11 protein-coding genes, 1 tRNA gene and 1 pseudogene are annotated in these 15,406 nt (G+C 43.1%); 4 read left to right on the top strand and 9 right to left on the bottom strand.

Annotated elements, in window-relative coordinates; genetic code table 11:
• Positions 1-49: 49 nt before the first annotated feature.
• A complete protein-coding gene (locus NIES593_RS20965) occupies positions 50-1,936 on the bottom strand; it encodes a tetratricopeptide repeat protein (protein ID WP_073601436.1) in 1,887 nt (628 codons plus the stop codon).
• Positions 1,937-2,170: 234 nt separating this feature from the next.
• Between NIES593_RS20965 and NIES593_RS20960 the strand changes: the two genes are divergently transcribed.
• The 3 genes and pseudogenes from NIES593_RS20960 to NIES593_RS23340 all read left to right on the top strand — a co-directional run bounded on the left by NIES593_RS20960 (position 2,171) and on the right by NIES593_RS23340 (position 4,735).
• Positions 2,171-3,304: a hypothetical protein gene (locus tag NIES593_RS20960; protein ID WP_073601453.1), complete on the top strand. Its 1,134-nt coding sequence runs from the start codon at positions 2,171-2,173 to the stop codon at positions 3,302-3,304.
• 5 nt (positions 3,305-3,309) lie between these two features.
• The gene (locus NIES593_RS20955) at positions 3,310-4,119 is read left to right on the top strand and encodes a DNA adenine methylase (RefSeq protein ID WP_073601435.1); all 810 of its coding nucleotides are present in this window, start codon (positions 3,310-3,312) and stop codon (positions 4,117-4,119) included.
• 63 nt (positions 4,120-4,182) lie between these two features.
• Positions 4,183-4,735 (top strand): annotated as a pseudogene (locus tag NIES593_RS23340) (transposase).
• A gap of 28 nt (positions 4,736-4,763) precedes the next feature.
• Here the strand turns inward: NIES593_RS23340 and NIES593_RS20945 are convergent.
• From NIES593_RS20945 to NIES593_RS20910, 8 genes are all read right to left on the bottom strand, one after another.
• Positions 4,764-6,389 (bottom strand): mechanosensitive ion channel family protein, encoded by a 1,626-nt coding sequence (locus NIES593_RS20945; protein ID WP_073601434.1) that lies wholly within the window; start codon positions 6,387-6,389, stop codon positions 4,764-4,766.
• 332 nt (positions 6,390-6,721) lie between these two features.
• Positions 6,722-9,400: a DNA mismatch repair protein MutS gene (gene mutS / locus NIES593_RS20940; RefSeq protein ID WP_073601433.1), complete on the bottom strand. Its 2,679-nt coding sequence runs from the start codon at positions 9,398-9,400 to the stop codon at positions 6,722-6,724.
• A 186-nt stretch (positions 9,401-9,586) separates the two neighbouring features.
• Positions 9,587-9,660 (bottom strand) — tRNA-Met (locus NIES593_RS20935).
• 57 nt (positions 9,661-9,717) lie between these two features.
• Positions 9,718-10,671 (bottom strand): asparaginase, encoded by a 954-nt coding sequence (locus NIES593_RS20930; RefSeq protein WP_073601432.1) that lies wholly within the window; start codon positions 10,669-10,671, stop codon positions 9,718-9,720.
• A gap of 46 nt (positions 10,672-10,717) precedes the next feature.
• Positions 10,718-11,218 carry a CGLD27 family protein gene (locus NIES593_RS20925; RefSeq protein WP_073601431.1) on the bottom strand — a complete coding sequence of 167 codons (501 nt, stop codon included), beginning with the start codon at positions 11,216-11,218 and terminating at the stop codon, positions 10,718-10,720.
• 5 nt (positions 11,219-11,223) lie between these two features.
• A complete protein-coding gene (gene rsfS, locus NIES593_RS20920) occupies positions 11,224-11,667 on the bottom strand; it encodes a ribosome silencing factor (protein WP_073601430.1) in 444 nt (147 codons plus the stop codon).
• Positions 11,668-11,754: 87 nt separating this feature from the next.
• Entirely contained in the window at positions 11,755-12,351 is a 597-nt protein-coding gene (yqeK, locus tag NIES593_RS20915; protein WP_073601429.1) for a bis(5'-nucleosyl)-tetraphosphatase (symmetrical) YqeK, read from the bottom strand.
• Between the two features lie 191 nt (positions 12,352-12,542).
• The gene (locus NIES593_RS20910; RefSeq protein WP_073601428.1) at positions 12,543-13,397 is read right to left on the bottom strand and encodes a helix-turn-helix transcriptional regulator; all 855 of its coding nucleotides are present in this window, start codon (positions 13,395-13,397) and stop codon (positions 12,543-12,545) included.
• A 518-nt stretch (positions 13,398-13,915) separates the two neighbouring features.
• On the opposite strand from NIES593_RS20910, the gene mnmE reads away from it, so the two are divergent.
• A complete protein-coding gene (gene mnmE / locus NIES593_RS20905; RefSeq protein ID WP_073601427.1) occupies positions 13,916-15,289 on the top strand; it encodes a tRNA uridine-5-carboxymethylaminomethyl(34) synthesis GTPase MnmE in 1,374 nt (457 codons plus the stop codon).
• Positions 15,290-15,406: the final 117 nt, after the last annotated feature.

Raw genomic sequence — 15,406 nt, 5'->3', positions numbered from 1 at the left:
CTAGATCTAATAACAATTTCCTAAATACCTGCTACAGATAGTTATATAACTACGATCGCCGATATTGCTCTAACAATTGCGGTAAGTAATCGAAGCCATCAACGCCGATCGCGGGTACAATTTTGGAGCGATGCTGCTGCAATAATGTTTGGAAAGTTTCATTTCCTATTCGACCTTGTAAAATTGTCATCAATCCGGCTGCCTGCCGCCATTCCTGAGCCGAAATTCGCTCTAAGAAAGACATTCCCAGACAGCCATTGTAGATTGCTCGATCTAGGAGATTGAGTCGATAGTAAGCTTCTGCTAAATAGGTAAAATTGAGTCCCATCAAGTAGAGGTCGCCAACCCTTTGCGCTGCTTCAACTCCTTTTTCTAGGTATTCAACCGCTATTGCGGGTTGTTCTATAAGCGTGTAAGCAATACCGAGACTATTGTAGGCAAGGGCTTGAGTTTGGGAGCGAACGACCTCGCGATCGATCGCATCGCCCAATCGATCTGACAAACTCAAACTTTGTTTTAGGTATTCTATACTAGCTTCATAGACTTCTGGAAGCATTTGTTCCCGTTGGCGATCGGCTAGCACTTCGCTGTAGCCCAAATTGGCTAGGGCATTCGCTTCTCCTAACCTGTCTCCCGTCTGACGGGCAATAATTAAAGCGCGTTGACTGTAATTAATTGCCGCTTGATAATCTTTTTGAGCAATGCTGGTACGGGCTAGATGATTGAGATTGGCAATTTCGCAGCGGGAGTCGCCCGCACTTCGGGCAATTTCTAAGGCTTCCTGGTGAAATGCTTTCGCCTGTTCGTATTGTCCCAAAGTTCGTTGAGAATAAGCGAGTAAGGTGAGGATGCGTCCTTTCTCTTGAGTTCTTTCAATCTCTCTTAAGGGTTCGTCTAGATATTTGAGAGTGTTTCGCAATCCCTCCCCCGAAAAGGAGGCGACAATCCCGCCATATAGGGGGAAATCTGCCCTTCCCGCAAAATTTCTCAGAATTTGTAAGACAATTTGAAAACAGGCTCGCGATAATTGCGATCCCGGACTCAAGCCATTAGATAGCTCCCACCAAATTACGGCAAAGGTCATCAAAGTCGAACTAGATAGCAATCTCCCCCACTTAGCGCTGTAAGGCTGTTGGTCAAACCATGACACCAACCCTTGTTGCAACCATCGCAGAATGACTGCTAGTTCGATCCAAACACTCAACTCGGCATTCTGAAAAGCTTGTGCTAGTTTGGTTGCAGGTTGGTTAAGCGCTTGAAGCTGGAATAGCTGCTGGGGAAAAAGACTATTAATCCGTCCAGCCCAAACGCTCCAAGGACCTCGCTGTCCGGGAATGCCTTCAAATCCTAAAGCGCTGCCACCTTGCTCGTACATCCAGCTTACCAAATGACCTTCAAGCGCCGATATGGACTGCAAGCCACGAGTGAGTCCATCGGCGATTTGCAGCAAATCGGAGGCAATTTCTGAATCTGGGTTTGACTCAGCTGTTTGCTTGAGAGATTTAGCCAGTTGCTGGATCTGTGTTTGTGTCAATGGCTGAGTTTGATTGATATCGAGGATTTGTAATAGGGCAAGAAAGCGTTCCTCTACTGGTGCCGAGAGAATTTGTGTCGTAGCTTTTGAGAGTGATTGTGTTTGTTGCTTTTCCTTCTGCCACTGTTGCCACGCATCCTGTATCGTCTGCAAGGCTCTCAATTGGCGAGTGGCCTTGGCTTGCTTCATTTCGTCGGTTTGCTTGTCTAGTCCCTCCCGAACTTGACTCATTCGCTCATCCAGACAGCGTTCAAAAATTTCTCCCGTACCGGGACTGATATTTTCTGTCAGCGTTCGATAGACTTGGTTTTTGGAGCGGACTTTGCCTTGCAGGGTATTAGTAACGATTTGTTCGATTAGGTCTAAATAGCGATCGCGCCAAGAAGAATCCGAAGCAGTCATTAGGTCACTACTCAAATAGACATAAACTTCTAGCAGAGAAGTTTTATCGATCTTATCTCTTATAAGCTTTTTATAGAGAAAACGGGAAAGCTAACGACCTTCACATCACCGCCGATCGTTTCTATATCGTTCGCTTTAATGTAGTGACAGATGTACCATGATTTTGGATGCCAACAGACAATGTTTGGTAAAATCAAGCGATACATACTTGTAACTCTAGTAAACCTCCAAAATATGACCGAAATTTTACACTTTGCAGGATTTATATCAGGAGTTAAGTACAGAGCTTGCCTAACAGCAAAACTAGAAAAGGTGGATTTAGAAAGATTTGATGTTAATAGATCGAGTGTGTATGGAATTACACAAGCAGACGAAGCGGAAATAGCTTACTCGAAATGGGTTTTACCTAAACGAACAAGGAGTTATCCGTTTGCAAGAATTTACAATATATACAATGCGTCAAAGATATTAACGATAATACCCGTAATTAAAGACGAGGGAAAAGATGGAGACTTGGATAAACTTCAGTACTCCACGATTTCATGGATGAATTTGCTAAATATTTATATCGTTCTTGGGTACTACGAAGATGCGGAGAGAAGTCAGAAGAAAGGACAGGCTAATAAAAACAAGCTCACAAATCAAAAATTTAATAATGAATTTGTGAAGTCTCAGATTCAAGAAATATTGGACTATAAGCAAAGTGCTTTACATTGGAATAAAAACTTATTTGAGGAACGCTTTGTCAGGATTTTCAGGCAGGTGCTTGATGCATATAAAATCATATCAAATCGAACAGGAGCGCAAATCCATTCTCAAGCTGGGATGGAAAAATATTTACAGGCAGTAATCGGAGATTTTGAGGAATTTAAGAATCTTTCCTTGAGGGGATCGCAGGGTGCTAGTAGACGAGAGGCAATAACATCGCATGAGCTTGAATATCTCGTTGATGGTATGAAAGCAACTTTTGCGATCGAAAACTATTTGGGAGGAACTTACTACTTAACTCCAGATGAAATATTACATAGAGAAGAACGTTATGTAATTCAGGAATCTAAAAATTCTACAAAGAGTACATTACTAGAGTTGAGCGATATTCAGGATGGACTTTTCAAGTTAATTCTTTATTCAAATATAGATTCTCTACAACTAAACGGGCTACAAGTTCTATTTGCCACAAGGTTAAAGCTCACTGGAAAGAATATTCGAGATCGTATTGTTTTACCGTGTTCTCTGAAAGCAATAGAAAGTTTTCTTGAAAAAAACTCGACTGTACTCAGCAACAAAGAACAGAGTATAGTCAAAAAGTTGCTGCTAGAAACACAGCGAAACAACAACATTGAAATTGAAATTAGAGCCAATAATTAATTCTTATGTCTTCAATTAAAAGTCCACTTCGCTATCCAGGTGGTAAATCGAGAGCTATTAACAAAATCATTCCACATATCCCACTAAATATTACTGAATATAGAGAACCTTTTGTAGGTGGTGGTTCAGTTTTTCTTGCCATAAAACAACTGTTTGGCGCTCGGATAAAACTGTACTGGATTAACGATCTAAATTATGATTTGTGTTGTTTTTGGACATATGCTAGAGATGAACTTGAATCTCTTGTAGATGCAGTAACTAAAATCAAGCACAAGTATACAGATGGCAGAGAGTTATTCAACTACTACACTCGCGAAGACTTAAAACTTAGCAACTTCGATCGCGCGGTAAGATTCTTCGTTTTAAATCGTATTACCTTCTCAGGTACTGTCGATTCGGGTGGCTATTCTCAGCAAGCTTTTGAAAGAAGATTTACCGATTCATCAATTGATAGATTGCGTAAACTGTCTTCATGTTTGTTATCCACCCATATTACTGCTAGCGATTATGAGAAGCTATTGTTTCAGGATGGGGATGGGGTCTTTATCTTTCTCGACCCTCCTTATTTTAGTGCTAAAAAGTCAAAACTTTATGGTATAAAAGGGGCGTTACATACTTCATTCGATCATCAACGATTTGCTACGAACATGCGTAAATGTCAGCACAGATGGTTAATTACTTACGATGATTCTCCTGAAATTAGAGAATTGTTTAGTTTTGCCAAGATTGCAGAATGGACTCTTCAATATGGGATGAATAACTATAAGCAAGAATTTGCAGCTGAAGGTCAGGAACTATTGATAAAAAACTACTAATATAGCGCTACGAATTGGTGATAGGACATATAATTTGAGCAAGAACTTCTGGAAGAATTGCCTATGTCATCCTCTTATAGCTATGACCTTCGACAAAAAGCGATTGCAGCAGTCGAAGGGGTGAACGAAAAAGTCAAGTGAGTCGAATGTTCAACATCAGTCGCAACACGCTTGAGCTGTGGTTGAAGCGAAAAGAAGAAACTGGAGATTGTCAAGCAATTCCCCACTATCAACAGGGTAATAGACACAAAATCAGAGACTGGCAACGCTTTCGAGAGTTTGTTCGAGTGCATGGCGGGAAGACCCAAGGAGAAATGACCAAACTGTGCCTCAGTTGCAACCAGGCACGGCGATCGTGATAGACAATGCCAGTTTTCATCGCTTGCAATACATTGATGAAATTGCGGACGCCGCCGGCTGTGAAATCTGGTATCTGCCCTTCTATTCGCCGGATTTGAACAAGATTGAGTATTGGTGGTTTGTGCTCAAAAACTGGATGCGGCAGCGATGGGATGAATTTGACAATTTTCGTGATTGTGTAGACGATCGCGCGATTAGTATCCGCCCAACCATGCTGTGCGTAGAGAACGGAAAATTTAAACAAAAAACTCTATGAAAAATTTGCTGTAACGATCGCCTCCCTATCAAGCCTTATTTGTATCTGAAGCCGTTGAATCCGAGAACTGTCCGTTAAGGGACAATCGTTCGAGCATCTGGGTTAAAGCTGACTCCATTTGTGGCGAAAGTTCTAGCGTGCCAGAACGCAAATGCAGATCCCTCTGAGGGAAGGGAATCTCAATTCGTCGTTGCCCAAGTACGTCGTAGATGCTGTAGTACAGGTCGCTGGTGAGGAGAAATTGCCGATCCGGTTGCGCAGTCCACACCAATAGTTCAAAATTCAGCGCACTATCGCCAAGGCTTTTGAACAACACTAGGGGAGGGGGAGACTTTAATACATTGGGATGGCTGCGGGCTGCCTCCAACAGAGACGCTTCTACTTCTTTTGGATCGGAACCATAAGCAACGCCAACAGGAAGATGAAGGCGAGAGATAGGGTTGCGGTGACTCCAGTTGATGACTTCGTTTTCTAGAAAGCGGGAGTTAGGCACGATAATTGAAACGCGATCGAGAGTGCGAATCTCGGTACTCCTCGCCCCAATCCGCTCTACGGTGCCTTTATAGTTGCCAACTTCTACAAAATCTCCCACCTGAATCGGACGCTCAAACACCAGTACCAAACCGCTGCCAAAATTCTTGGCAATATCTTGCAACCCAAAACCAATTCCAACACCCAAGGCACTTGCTACGATCGCCAAGGAGCTAATGTCGAGTCCCCATATTTGCAGCAGTACCAGCGTGCCAATAAAGATCAGACCATATTTAGCAAGAATGGCGATCGCTTCGGTTGCGCCGCGATTGATGCCGGCATACTCCAGGACGCGAGAGCGAAAGAGGTTGGCGACAATTCCGGCACAGATGACTAAGCCAAACAGTAAGCCAGCTAAAATGATTAAGTCGATGACCGAGTAAGCACTGTCGCTTAGCGTTAGGATGGGCGACGTAAAGCTGGTAACGAGAACATTGGCAATTTTGTAACTCCACTGTCGAGTGAAGGGAAACAGGTTAGTGATGTAAAGGGCAGCTCCTACCCACATTCCAAGGCGAGCGAGCGTTAATACCAGTTTGAATAAAAATTCCAAGGCTTTGAGCGATCCGAAGTCAGATTCAGCACTAGGCGTTAACCGCTGCGATGCTGCTCGAAAAGAATAGTGCTTAATCCATCCCAGCAGCCAATTCAAGACGGCAGCTACCAGTACGATTCCCACTGATAAAAGAGCAGTTCGCCAGAAGTATGTTGTTGTTCTTTCCGCTCGTGCTTTCTCTAATGCATTCTGAATTTCCTCCACCCAAACGCCTGCCTGTTCTTGAGGCGTACTTCCCGGAACCGTATCTCGTTCTGTGACTGTCAGTAGATGGCGATCGTTCAATAAAATCGTGGGTAACTGGTTGCGCTGTTCGATTTCGACTTGAATGGGTTGGGAAGTATTAACGGCATTTTTTAACTGTGAATTAATCGAGTTTGCGCGTTCTTGAGCGCTATACCGACCCGAACTACCGACCTGAAATAGTTGCTGTCCATCTAGAACCACTGGTGCTTTGGCAGGTGTTTGCGCGATCGCGGGAACTAGCCATAACCCCAAAACTAAGATTAGGACGAGAGCAGCACCTATCAATTTGGATAACAGTCGCCAATGACGAGAACGAAACATGTAAGTTTTAACAATATAAGTTGGTCTGTTTAATCTAATCGATCGCGTTTTCTAAATAAAATAAAATGATTGATTAAAAATTTATATTAACCTCTAAACTTTTTCATCTTTCCTAAGAAAGATAACTAATAGGCTTCTTGAAAAAAGCTATTTATCTAATATCAAATCCATTTAATTAGTCATAATAGGTAGTACACTCATCGTAGCGTACGCTTTTCATTAGCGCCTACATTCTGCTCGCGAGCAATATGCTCGCACTCTCTATTTACTCCGTCACTGCCGCGATACGGGCTGCTAAGCCAACCTTAGTCATACCTCAATACAGTTACGAATCAATCTCCAAAAATATCTAATTGTTCTGTCATTTTTCCGTTACTTTTTTGCGTTCTAATCGGCTCAAATTTCTGAATGCCTTGGCGCAATCCCAGTGCAATTTTACTGTGTTTTTCGATTTGTCGCATCACTTGTTTGGCGCGATCGATCACCGAGGCGGGTAACCCTGCCAAGCGTCCTGCTTCTATTCCGTAAGATTTGTCTGCGCCACCCGGACGAACTTGGTGTAAGAAAATAATTTCATTGGGCATTTCTTTGACAGTGACTTGATAATTTGCCACGTTAGATATAAGTGATGCTAATTCGTTGAGTTCGTGGTAGTGAGTAGCAAAAATTGTTTTTGCTTGAATTTCTGTAGCCAGATATTCTGCCACTGCCCAAGCAATAGATAGTCCATCAAATGTTGCCGTACCGCGACCGATTTCATCTAAAAGAACTAGAGATTTAGGAGTTGCATGATTGAGGATATTTGCTGTTTCATTCATCTCTACCATAAAAGTAGATTGTCCGGTAGCGAGATCGTCTACTGCGCCGACGCGGGTAAAGATGCGATCGCAGATTCCCAATTTTGCCGATTTGGCTGGCACAAAACTGCCCATCTGTGCCATTAATTGAATCAATCCCACCTGCCTTAAATAACAGCTTTTTCCGCTAGCATTTGGTCCGGTAAGAATAATTAAATCGGGATGAGATAAAGCGGAATCTTCTCCATTTTTTATCTTATCTCCCCTGCCCATCTGGGTTGAATTCGGTACAAATAACCCTACGGGAAGGGATTGTTCGACGACTGGGTGTCTGCCATCGAGAATTTCAATTCGTCTTCCTTGCTCAATTTCTGGGCGACAGTACCCCTGATAAACTGCTACTTCTGCCAATCCTGCCAAAACATCAATTGCCGCTACTGCTTTAGCAATACTGCGAATTTCTTGTGTTTTTTGGGCAACTTGCGATCGCAAATCGGCAAAAATTTCATATTCTAATTTATTTAAATCGTCTTTTGCCGTTAATATTCTAGTTTCTCTTTCTTTTAATTCGGGTGTAATATACCGCTCTTCATTGGTTAAAGTCTGTTTGCGAATATAATCATCAGGGGCTTTTTCTGCTTTAGAGCGAGGCAGACTTATGTAATAACCAAATGCTTTATTATATCCAACCTTTAAATTAGGAATTCCAGTTCTTTGTTTTTCTGTTGCTTCCAAATTAGTTATCCATTCATAATCCTCTTTAGCGAGGCGACGCATTTCGTCTAATTGAGGATTAACTCCATCGCGAATCACGCCTCCTTCTTTTAAATGCAAGGGGGGAGATTCAACTAAATGAGCGATGACTTTTTGTCCTAATCGTTCCAATTCAGGAGGCACGCGCTGTAAGGCTTTTAAATAAGGGGAAGTACCATAGCTCGTCAGTTCTGCCAAATCATTTAATCTAACTAAAGAATCGGCTAAAGCTAGTAAATCTCTTGCATTGGCAGTTCCCGAACCAACGCGACCCGTAATTCTTTCTAGGTCATAAATATTGCGCAATAACTGTCGCAAATCTTGACGAAGGGAGGTATTTTCTACTAATTCTTGAATAGTATCTTGTCTTGCCCGAATGCCTTTAGGATCCAATAAAGGTTGCAATAACCAACGGCGCAATGCTCTGCCTCCCATTGCCGTGCAAGTGCGGTCTAACGCCCATAATAGGGAACCGTGAAAGCTATTATCTCTTACCGTTTGGGTAATCTCTAAATTGCGACGGGTTTGATAATCGAGAATGAGATAATCGGCGATGCTGTAGGTGCGCAACGGTTGCAGGGGGACTTGGTTAGCTTTTTGAGTATCTTCGATATATTCTAGTAATCCGCCAGCCGCCCGGATTGCCAAGGGGAGGTGTTCGCATCCCAATCCTTCGAGAGAACGTATTCGGAAGGTTTCTATCAGTCTCGATTTGGCTTCTGCTAAGGTAAAAGGAGTTTGCGATCGCAACGAATAACAAAAGCACTCTGGCAAACAATCTGCTAAACAGTCTGATTTTTCTCCAGGACGGAGGATAGTTTTGAGATCGGGGGCATTGGTGGGAACGAGGATTTCTGAAGGTTGTAGTCGCAGTAGTTCTGAGCTAAGAGCCGTTAAACTGCTCGATTGCGTCGTAAAAAACTCTCCTGTGGAAATATCGGCATATGCCAATCCCCAATGTTCTCCTGCGATTACGACTGCTGCTAGAAAATTGTTGCGACGCGCATGCAGCATTCCATCATCGGTTAACGTGCCGGGGGTGAGTAATTTCGTCACCTGTCTCTCGACCATTCGTTTTTGTGCCGCAGCTTCTGCCGAATCTTCTACTTGATCGCAGATAGCGACAGCATAGCCTTTTTCTACCAACAATCTAGCGTAGCGATCTAGGGCATGGTGAGGGACTCCTGTCATTGCTACCCGTCCTATTTCTTGACCGCCATACTTACTGGTCTGAACCAATTCCAATTCCCTAGAAATAATAACTGCATCTTGAAAGAAGCACTCAAAAAAGTCTCCTACTCGATACAGCAATAGCGCATTGGGATACTGTTCCTTGACTTCGACGTAGTGCTGGTGCATCGGAGACAGCTTTTCCCGATCCAGCTTGCGATAATCGGTATGGGGAGATTGAGTAGAGCCTACTTCCGGGGGTGTCGGTGTAGAGTCTGGAGAGGTAGTCATGGAATGTCAGGGATTAGGAACTGCAATAAACGATCTTACCTTCTCTTTAGGTTAAAGCAAGAACAGCATTCTTAAACCAACTCAGAGTTCTAGATATGAATACGAAAAGAAATATTATCACACCCTTAACTCGCAAAAGCCAAAAGAACGAGCCCTGTCAGAATTTCTTCTGACAGAGCTCGTTAGTGGCGGGAGGCGGATTTGAACCACCGACCTTCGGGTTATGAGCCCGACGAGCTACCAGACTGCTCTATCCCGCGTCGCCTTTCCTAGTATAACAGGAAAATAAGCTACTAACAACTAATCGTCGAAAAATTTCAAGGCATTGATAATTCGCCAATCGCTTCTAAACGCTTGTAACGACTCAAAATCATAAATCGTTCGGACAAAGTTTCAGCGACCGTCGTACTAATCCAGCCCATTTGCCTGAGCAGATGAAGGGCAATAGCATATTTAGCTCGCTTAGAACCATCGATAACTTTGATTGCTAAGCCCATTCCCTCGCCAATGCGACCGACGCATTGAATGCCTTCTGCACCAGATTTGCTGACCAAATGCCCTTCGCTCAATCGCATTAATTCGGTATCGAATGCCCCATCGCCAGCGACCATTTGCGGATAATAAGTCATCGCTCGAACGATGCGTTCTAAGTCCACACTATTACCAGAAGCAAGTAGAGCGTATAAATGCGCCATTTGCCCTATCTGCATCGAGTAAGTCGGAGCGCCACAGTCATCACGAGCGCTAATCAACTCTTCTCCCGGCATTCCCAATAATTCGGCTATTTTTCCTAAAATTAGCTGCTGTACCGGATTAGAACGCCGCAAATAGGTATCGAGGGGCCAATGGCGCTGCTGGCAAACGGCTAGCATTCCGGCATGTTTTCCGGAACAATTATGCTGTAGAGGACTTTGAGCGCCTTCTGGAGTAGGACATTGAAGGAAACTGGGGTCGATATCAGCACGCCAGAGGACGTTAAAAACTTGTCGTGCCTGTTCGATAGTACCGCGATGAGAACTGCAAATAATGGCTAAATCTTTGTCGGTGAGATCGTAGCGTTCTAAAGTTCCCGTGCTGGTGACGGCTAATGCCTGAAACGGTTTGAGGGCAGAACGAATAAAAGCTGTCGTTTCGGCGCTTCCTGCAACTAGCAAAATCCGTCCTTTATCGTCGCAGACGGTCGCCTCAACTTGATGGGTAGATTCTACGATTCCTTCTCTGAGTAAATGAACTTCGAGTCTCGGTGCTTGGGTTCGTTTTCCTCTGGTCATTCGATTTTGGATGAAAGGATTTTGGATGAAAGGATTGGCTCGATTTTTATAGGGACAGCCAGATTAGGCAGCCACTCCCGACTAAGATTCCCAAAATTAAAGCCGTTCGTCGCAGGCGTTGCATAATCGGCTCGATTTGATAAGAAACGATTAACCGATCGCGCGCGATCGCTTCTGGTGGCTTTTGCCAAATTTGGCCATCATACCATCCCGACTCTTCATAAAATACCTTCTCGGATTTGAGGCGATCGCGGATATAATACCAACCCAAGTAGAGCCTCAACAACACTAATGCCACTAGCAAGCTAGTCCCTAACGCACCAGATAAGGTAAATAAGAATGGATGTTTTTGAGGCGGGAAACTAGCCGCTGCAATCGGTCCAACGACAATCCAGCCCCAAAGCCATACCCAAGCAAATTTTCTCCAATAAGGAAGGCTTTCGAGAGTTGCCCAGCGAAAGAACCAAGAATCTTTTAATTGTTCGTATTCTTTAAGGGGTTGTTGTTCGTCAGGAACGGGACACGATTGAACGGAAGAGTCCTTCATGGCTACTACTCTTGTGATGAGTTATATAAGGAAGGGATGTTAATCCGTTCTGCGTGACCCCAAAACGCTTCTAGGTTATAAAATTCTCGTTCTTGAGGCATAAAAATATGAACGATTACATCGCCATAATCGTGAAGAATCCAAGAACCTTCTCCTTTCCCCTCTACCCGCAAAGGATTTTTGTGACACTCTCTAGCGACTTTCTCTTCAATCGAATCGGAGATCGCTCTTACCTGAGTTCTCGAAAAGCCGGTCGCAATGACAAAGTAATCTGTTAAATAAGATATATCGGTCACTTTTAGAACGACAATATCAGACGCTTTGCGATCGTCAGCTGCTTGAACGATCGTCTCGGCTAAACGGTGGGATGAATCGTCTGATGTCTGGCTGGTAATTGCTACTGTCGATAGATTTGTGTGTGGGGATTTTTGAAAATCGCGATTTGTCATTACATTCTGCGAAAACTATTTTGATTTTTTGTTTGAAACCAATCAATGTTTGGGAATTGCATTCGGGATGCAAGCTTTAAGCTTTACTCAACTGTTACATGTTGCTTTCTCCATTTGTTTTTTAACAATTTGTAATGCCCAATTGCGCGTCAAAATTACTCGCGGGTGAATGGTTTTATTGCTATCAACTAAACATTTTAAGGAATAGTCACAGGTTTGCTGCACGCTTTTATAAAGATTCTGCCAGCTAACTTGACGCATGGCTTCGAGTTCGGGAGTTTTGCCGCGATTGGGTTCGAGAGCGTCGGCTACGAAAACGATACAACTAAGCGGACTCATCTGAGGACGACCAAGAGTATGATTGCAGATAGCATCTAAGATTTCTCGATCGTTTATCCCAAATTCATCCCGCGCTACGATCGCGCTTGCATCGGCGTGCAATAAATGGGGGTTGGCTTGGCAAATGGGATCGATTTCCAGACCGTTTCGTTTTGCTATCTCAAGCAAGCGAGTTGGCTTGAAAAATTTAGCGAGATCGTGCAGCAATCCGGCCTGCGCTGCTTTTAGGGGATCGACTCGATGGCAGCGAGCAAGTTCGATACACATTTGCTCTACGCCTAGAATATGTTGCAGTCGATGAGCCGATACATTCTCGGCTAGCCAAGCGATGGCGCGATCTCGCATAAAAAAAATCTGAATCTCTATTCATCCTTATTGTAGCGAAACATGTCTTTAGAGATAATCTGTCAAGATCGCGATCGCCAGACATCTAATTTTACACTTCTTTATTCGGATCTCAAGGCGCTGACATCAAATAACTATCCTCCTCTATCTTTCTATCGTCGGAAGCTTAGGTTTGCTCGTCGGCGACAATTTTATTCTTTATAAATAGCGAGATTGTATTGTTGTGCCATCATTTGTACTCTCATCTTCAGGCGATCGCGCACGCTGTCTGGCGAAACAACTACACAATTTTCTCCATCGGCTAAAACTTCTTGCATTAGCCAAAACGTATTGAAAACCTTTCGAGTGACTTTACAAATATCGTAAGAAGCCCAAATTTCTACATCTTCTACCCGTTTTTGATACTTTTTGGCTAATTCTCCTAAAAAATGTAATTGTACTAAAATAAAGTCTAAATTTTTACGCCAAATTTTATTTATAGGTAAAATGTTAACAATGCGATCGAGACGAAAGCAGCGGTTGTGAACTAGGGCAAGAACTTCCTCGCTCCCGGATGTCTCTTCGCACCACGCAAGTAAATAAAACTCTTTTTCAAAAAATTTCAGATCTGCCCAGCGAACGGTAAAAGTTTCTTCCAATCCTTGTGAATTCAGATATAACAACAGAAAAGGCTGTTGTTTTTGAATTTGTTCTTCGAGAATTTTGCGCCAAATTTCCGTTGGCTGACTAATCTGTCTTAAGAGGGATTGACGTAAAAATGGTTCTAAGGTGCCTCGCTCGAACAAGAGTTCGGTCAAAAGCTGGGCATCTTTGATTTCTCCAGAATTTATCAGTGCTTTAATCGCTTTAACTAAAGCTTGCAATTGCAATTGAGTAAGGACAAACGGTTCGCCAACTTCTAATTCTTGCTGCGCGATCGCAGCGATTAAGCCGGATGGACTCGGACTTTTCCCCCAGAAGATATTAAAACGACGGGCGATCGCTTCTAGTTTCTCTTTGGTTCCTGGTGGAATAGATAGTGTAATTGTCTCTTTTTTGCGCGACATTGAAAATTTATAATTAAAAATTTTAAGAAAATACGAGTTATCTCTGATAACTGCATGTAAATTTTACACTAGCCATATTTTCGCGAGGATACATAAAAATTAATGAAAATAATTCAAGAAAAATTAAGAAAGATATCTTTTCTGATTTTTGTTGCGGTTGTTTGCCTATGATGATTAGAAATTAACCCCTTGGTTTTGAAAATTTGTAAGGATTCGCCATGAAACTTTCACAGAACTCTCATTTAGCTAACTCGATTGGCTGGTTATTAGTTTTGGCACTGACGAGTATAGGAGTAGTTCTTTTGATGGCTTTAGAACTAGGTGTTTCTTAATCGACAGGGTTGTTTGCTAGAAGAAAATTCTCAGAAAAGCATTTATAACATAAGTGATAAGGAGCCAGAAACAAATTTTCTGACTCCTTAATTTTTAGCAGTTACTTTTAATGTAATTAGGCGATCGCAAATAAGCTCAAAGGCTGATTTTGTTATTTTTACAATAGAAGCCCATAAGATAAATCTATGTTAGTTCGAGGAGATACCATCGCCGCGATCGCAACTGCTATCGTTCCCCAACAGGGCAGTATCGGCATCGTGCGCTTATCTGGCGCAAAAGCCATAGAAATTGCCCATACTCTCTTTGATGCCCCAGGAAAGCAACCGTGGGAAAGCCATCGCATCCTCTACGGTTACATTCGCCATCCCAAAACCAAACAACTGATAGATGAAGCTTTATTGCTGATTATGTTAGCGCCTCGTTCCTATACCTGCGAAGATATTGTAGAATTTCACTGCCACGGCGGTATTATCCCCGTCCAACAAGTCTTACAATTGTGCCTAGAATTAGGAGCACGATTGGCGCAACCGGGTGAATTTACCCTGCGGGCATTTCTCAACGGACGCATCGATCTCACTCAAGCAGAAAGCGTAGCAGAATTAGTTGGGGCGCAGTCTCCTCAAGCTTCCCAGATAGCCCTAGCAGGATTACAAGGAAAACTCGCCTATCCCATTCGCCAGTTGCGGGCAACTTGTTTGGATATTCTTGCCGAAGTTGAGGCGAGAATCGATTTTGAAGAAGATTTACCACCTTTGGATGAAAACGAGGTTCGCGCTAGCCTAGAAGTAGTATTGCGCCAAGTTAAAGATATTCTCGCCACCGCAGATAGAGGCGAATTACTTCGTACTGGATTAAAAGTTGCCATCGTCGGTCGTCCTAACGTGGGAAAATCAAGTTTGTTGAATGCTTGGAGTCGCAGCGATCGCGCGATCGTGACCGACCTTCCCGGAACGACTCGCGATGTAGTAGAATCTCAATTAGTCGTCGGTGGCATTCCCGTCCAGGTGTTAGATACGGCGGGAATCCGAGAAACAGAGGATACCGTTGAGAAAATTGGCGTAGAGCGATCGCGCCATGCTGCCCAAGTTGCCGATTTAATTTTACTGACTATCGATGCCCAAGTAGGTTGGACTGACCAAGACGAGGAAATTTATCAACAAGTCAAAAACCGCCCGCTAATTCTTGTCATTAATAAAATCGATCTCGCTACTGCTGAATCGATAAAATATCCATCACAAATTAAGCATTTTGTCAAGACTGCGGCTGCTAAAAATGAGGGAATTGAGAGTTTAGAAAAGGCTATTTTAGAGATAGTTCGAGCCGAAAATTTAACAGCAGCTAATTTAGACTTAGCGATTAACCAAAGGCAAGCTGCTGCCCTAACCCGCGCCAAAGTTGCTCTAGAACAAGTACAAGAAACAATTAACGCTCGACTTCCTCTCGATTTCTGGACAATCGATCTTAGAACTGCTATTCAAGCCTTGGGAGAAATTACAGGCGAGGAAGTAACAGAATCGGTTTTAGATCGTATTTTTAGCCGTTTTTGTATTGGGAAATAGACAAACGTATTCTTTGGTATTCCACTCGCTATCGAGTACGGTTTTTACTTAAAAACTATAACCAACAAAAAAGCGCCTCCTCCAGGAGACGCTTTTTTATATTAATTAACTAGACTC

The sequence above is a fragment of the Hydrococcus rivularis NIES-593 genome (assembly GCF_001904635.1).
GTDB lineage: Bacteria > Cyanobacteriota > Cyanobacteriia > Cyanobacteriales > Microcystaceae > Hydrococcus > Hydrococcus rivularis.
The sequence above is the reverse complement of the archived record's forward strand: the minus strand, read 5'-3'. Positions and strand labels throughout refer to the sequence as shown.

Excerpts from the sequence above, each read along its gene's own strand:
- NIES593_RS20965 (WP_073601436.1), bottom strand. The coding sequence starts at position 1,936 with ATGACTGCTTCGGATTCTTCTTGGCGCGATCGCTATTTAGACCTAATC.
- NIES593_RS20960 (WP_073601453.1), top strand. The coding sequence starts at position 2,171 with ATGACCGAAATTTTACACTTTGCAGGATTTATATCAGGAGTTAAGTAC.
- NIES593_RS20955 (WP_073601435.1), top strand. The coding sequence starts at position 3,310 with ATGTCTTCAATTAAAAGTCCACTTCGCTATCCAGGTGGTAAATCGAGA.
- NIES593_RS20945 (WP_073601434.1), bottom strand. The coding sequence starts at position 6,389 with ATGTTTCGTTCTCGTCATTGGCGACTGTTATCCAAATTGATAGGTGCT.
- mutS (WP_073601433.1), bottom strand. The coding sequence starts at position 9,400 with ATGACTACCTCTCCAGACTCTACACCGACACCCCCGGAAGTAGGCTCT.
- NIES593_RS20930 (WP_073601432.1), bottom strand. The coding sequence starts at position 10,671 with ATGACCAGAGGAAAACGAACCCAAGCACCGAGACTCGAAGTTCATTTA.
- NIES593_RS20925 (WP_073601431.1), bottom strand. The coding sequence starts at position 11,218 with ATGAAGGACTCTTCCGTTCAATCGTGTCCCGTTCCTGACGAACAACAA.
- rsfS (WP_073601430.1), bottom strand. The coding sequence starts at position 11,667 with ATGACAAATCGCGATTTTCAAAAATCCCCACACACAAATCTATCGACA.
- yqeK (WP_073601429.1), bottom strand. The coding sequence starts at position 12,351 with ATGCGAGATCGCGCCATCGCTTGGCTAGCCGAGAATGTATCGGCTCAT.
- NIES593_RS20910 (WP_073601428.1), bottom strand. The coding sequence starts at position 13,397 with ATGTCGCGCAAAAAAGAGACAATTACACTATCTATTCCACCAGGAACC.
- mnmE (WP_073601427.1), top strand. The coding sequence starts at position 13,916 with ATGTTAGTTCGAGGAGATACCATCGCCGCGATCGCAACTGCTATCGTT.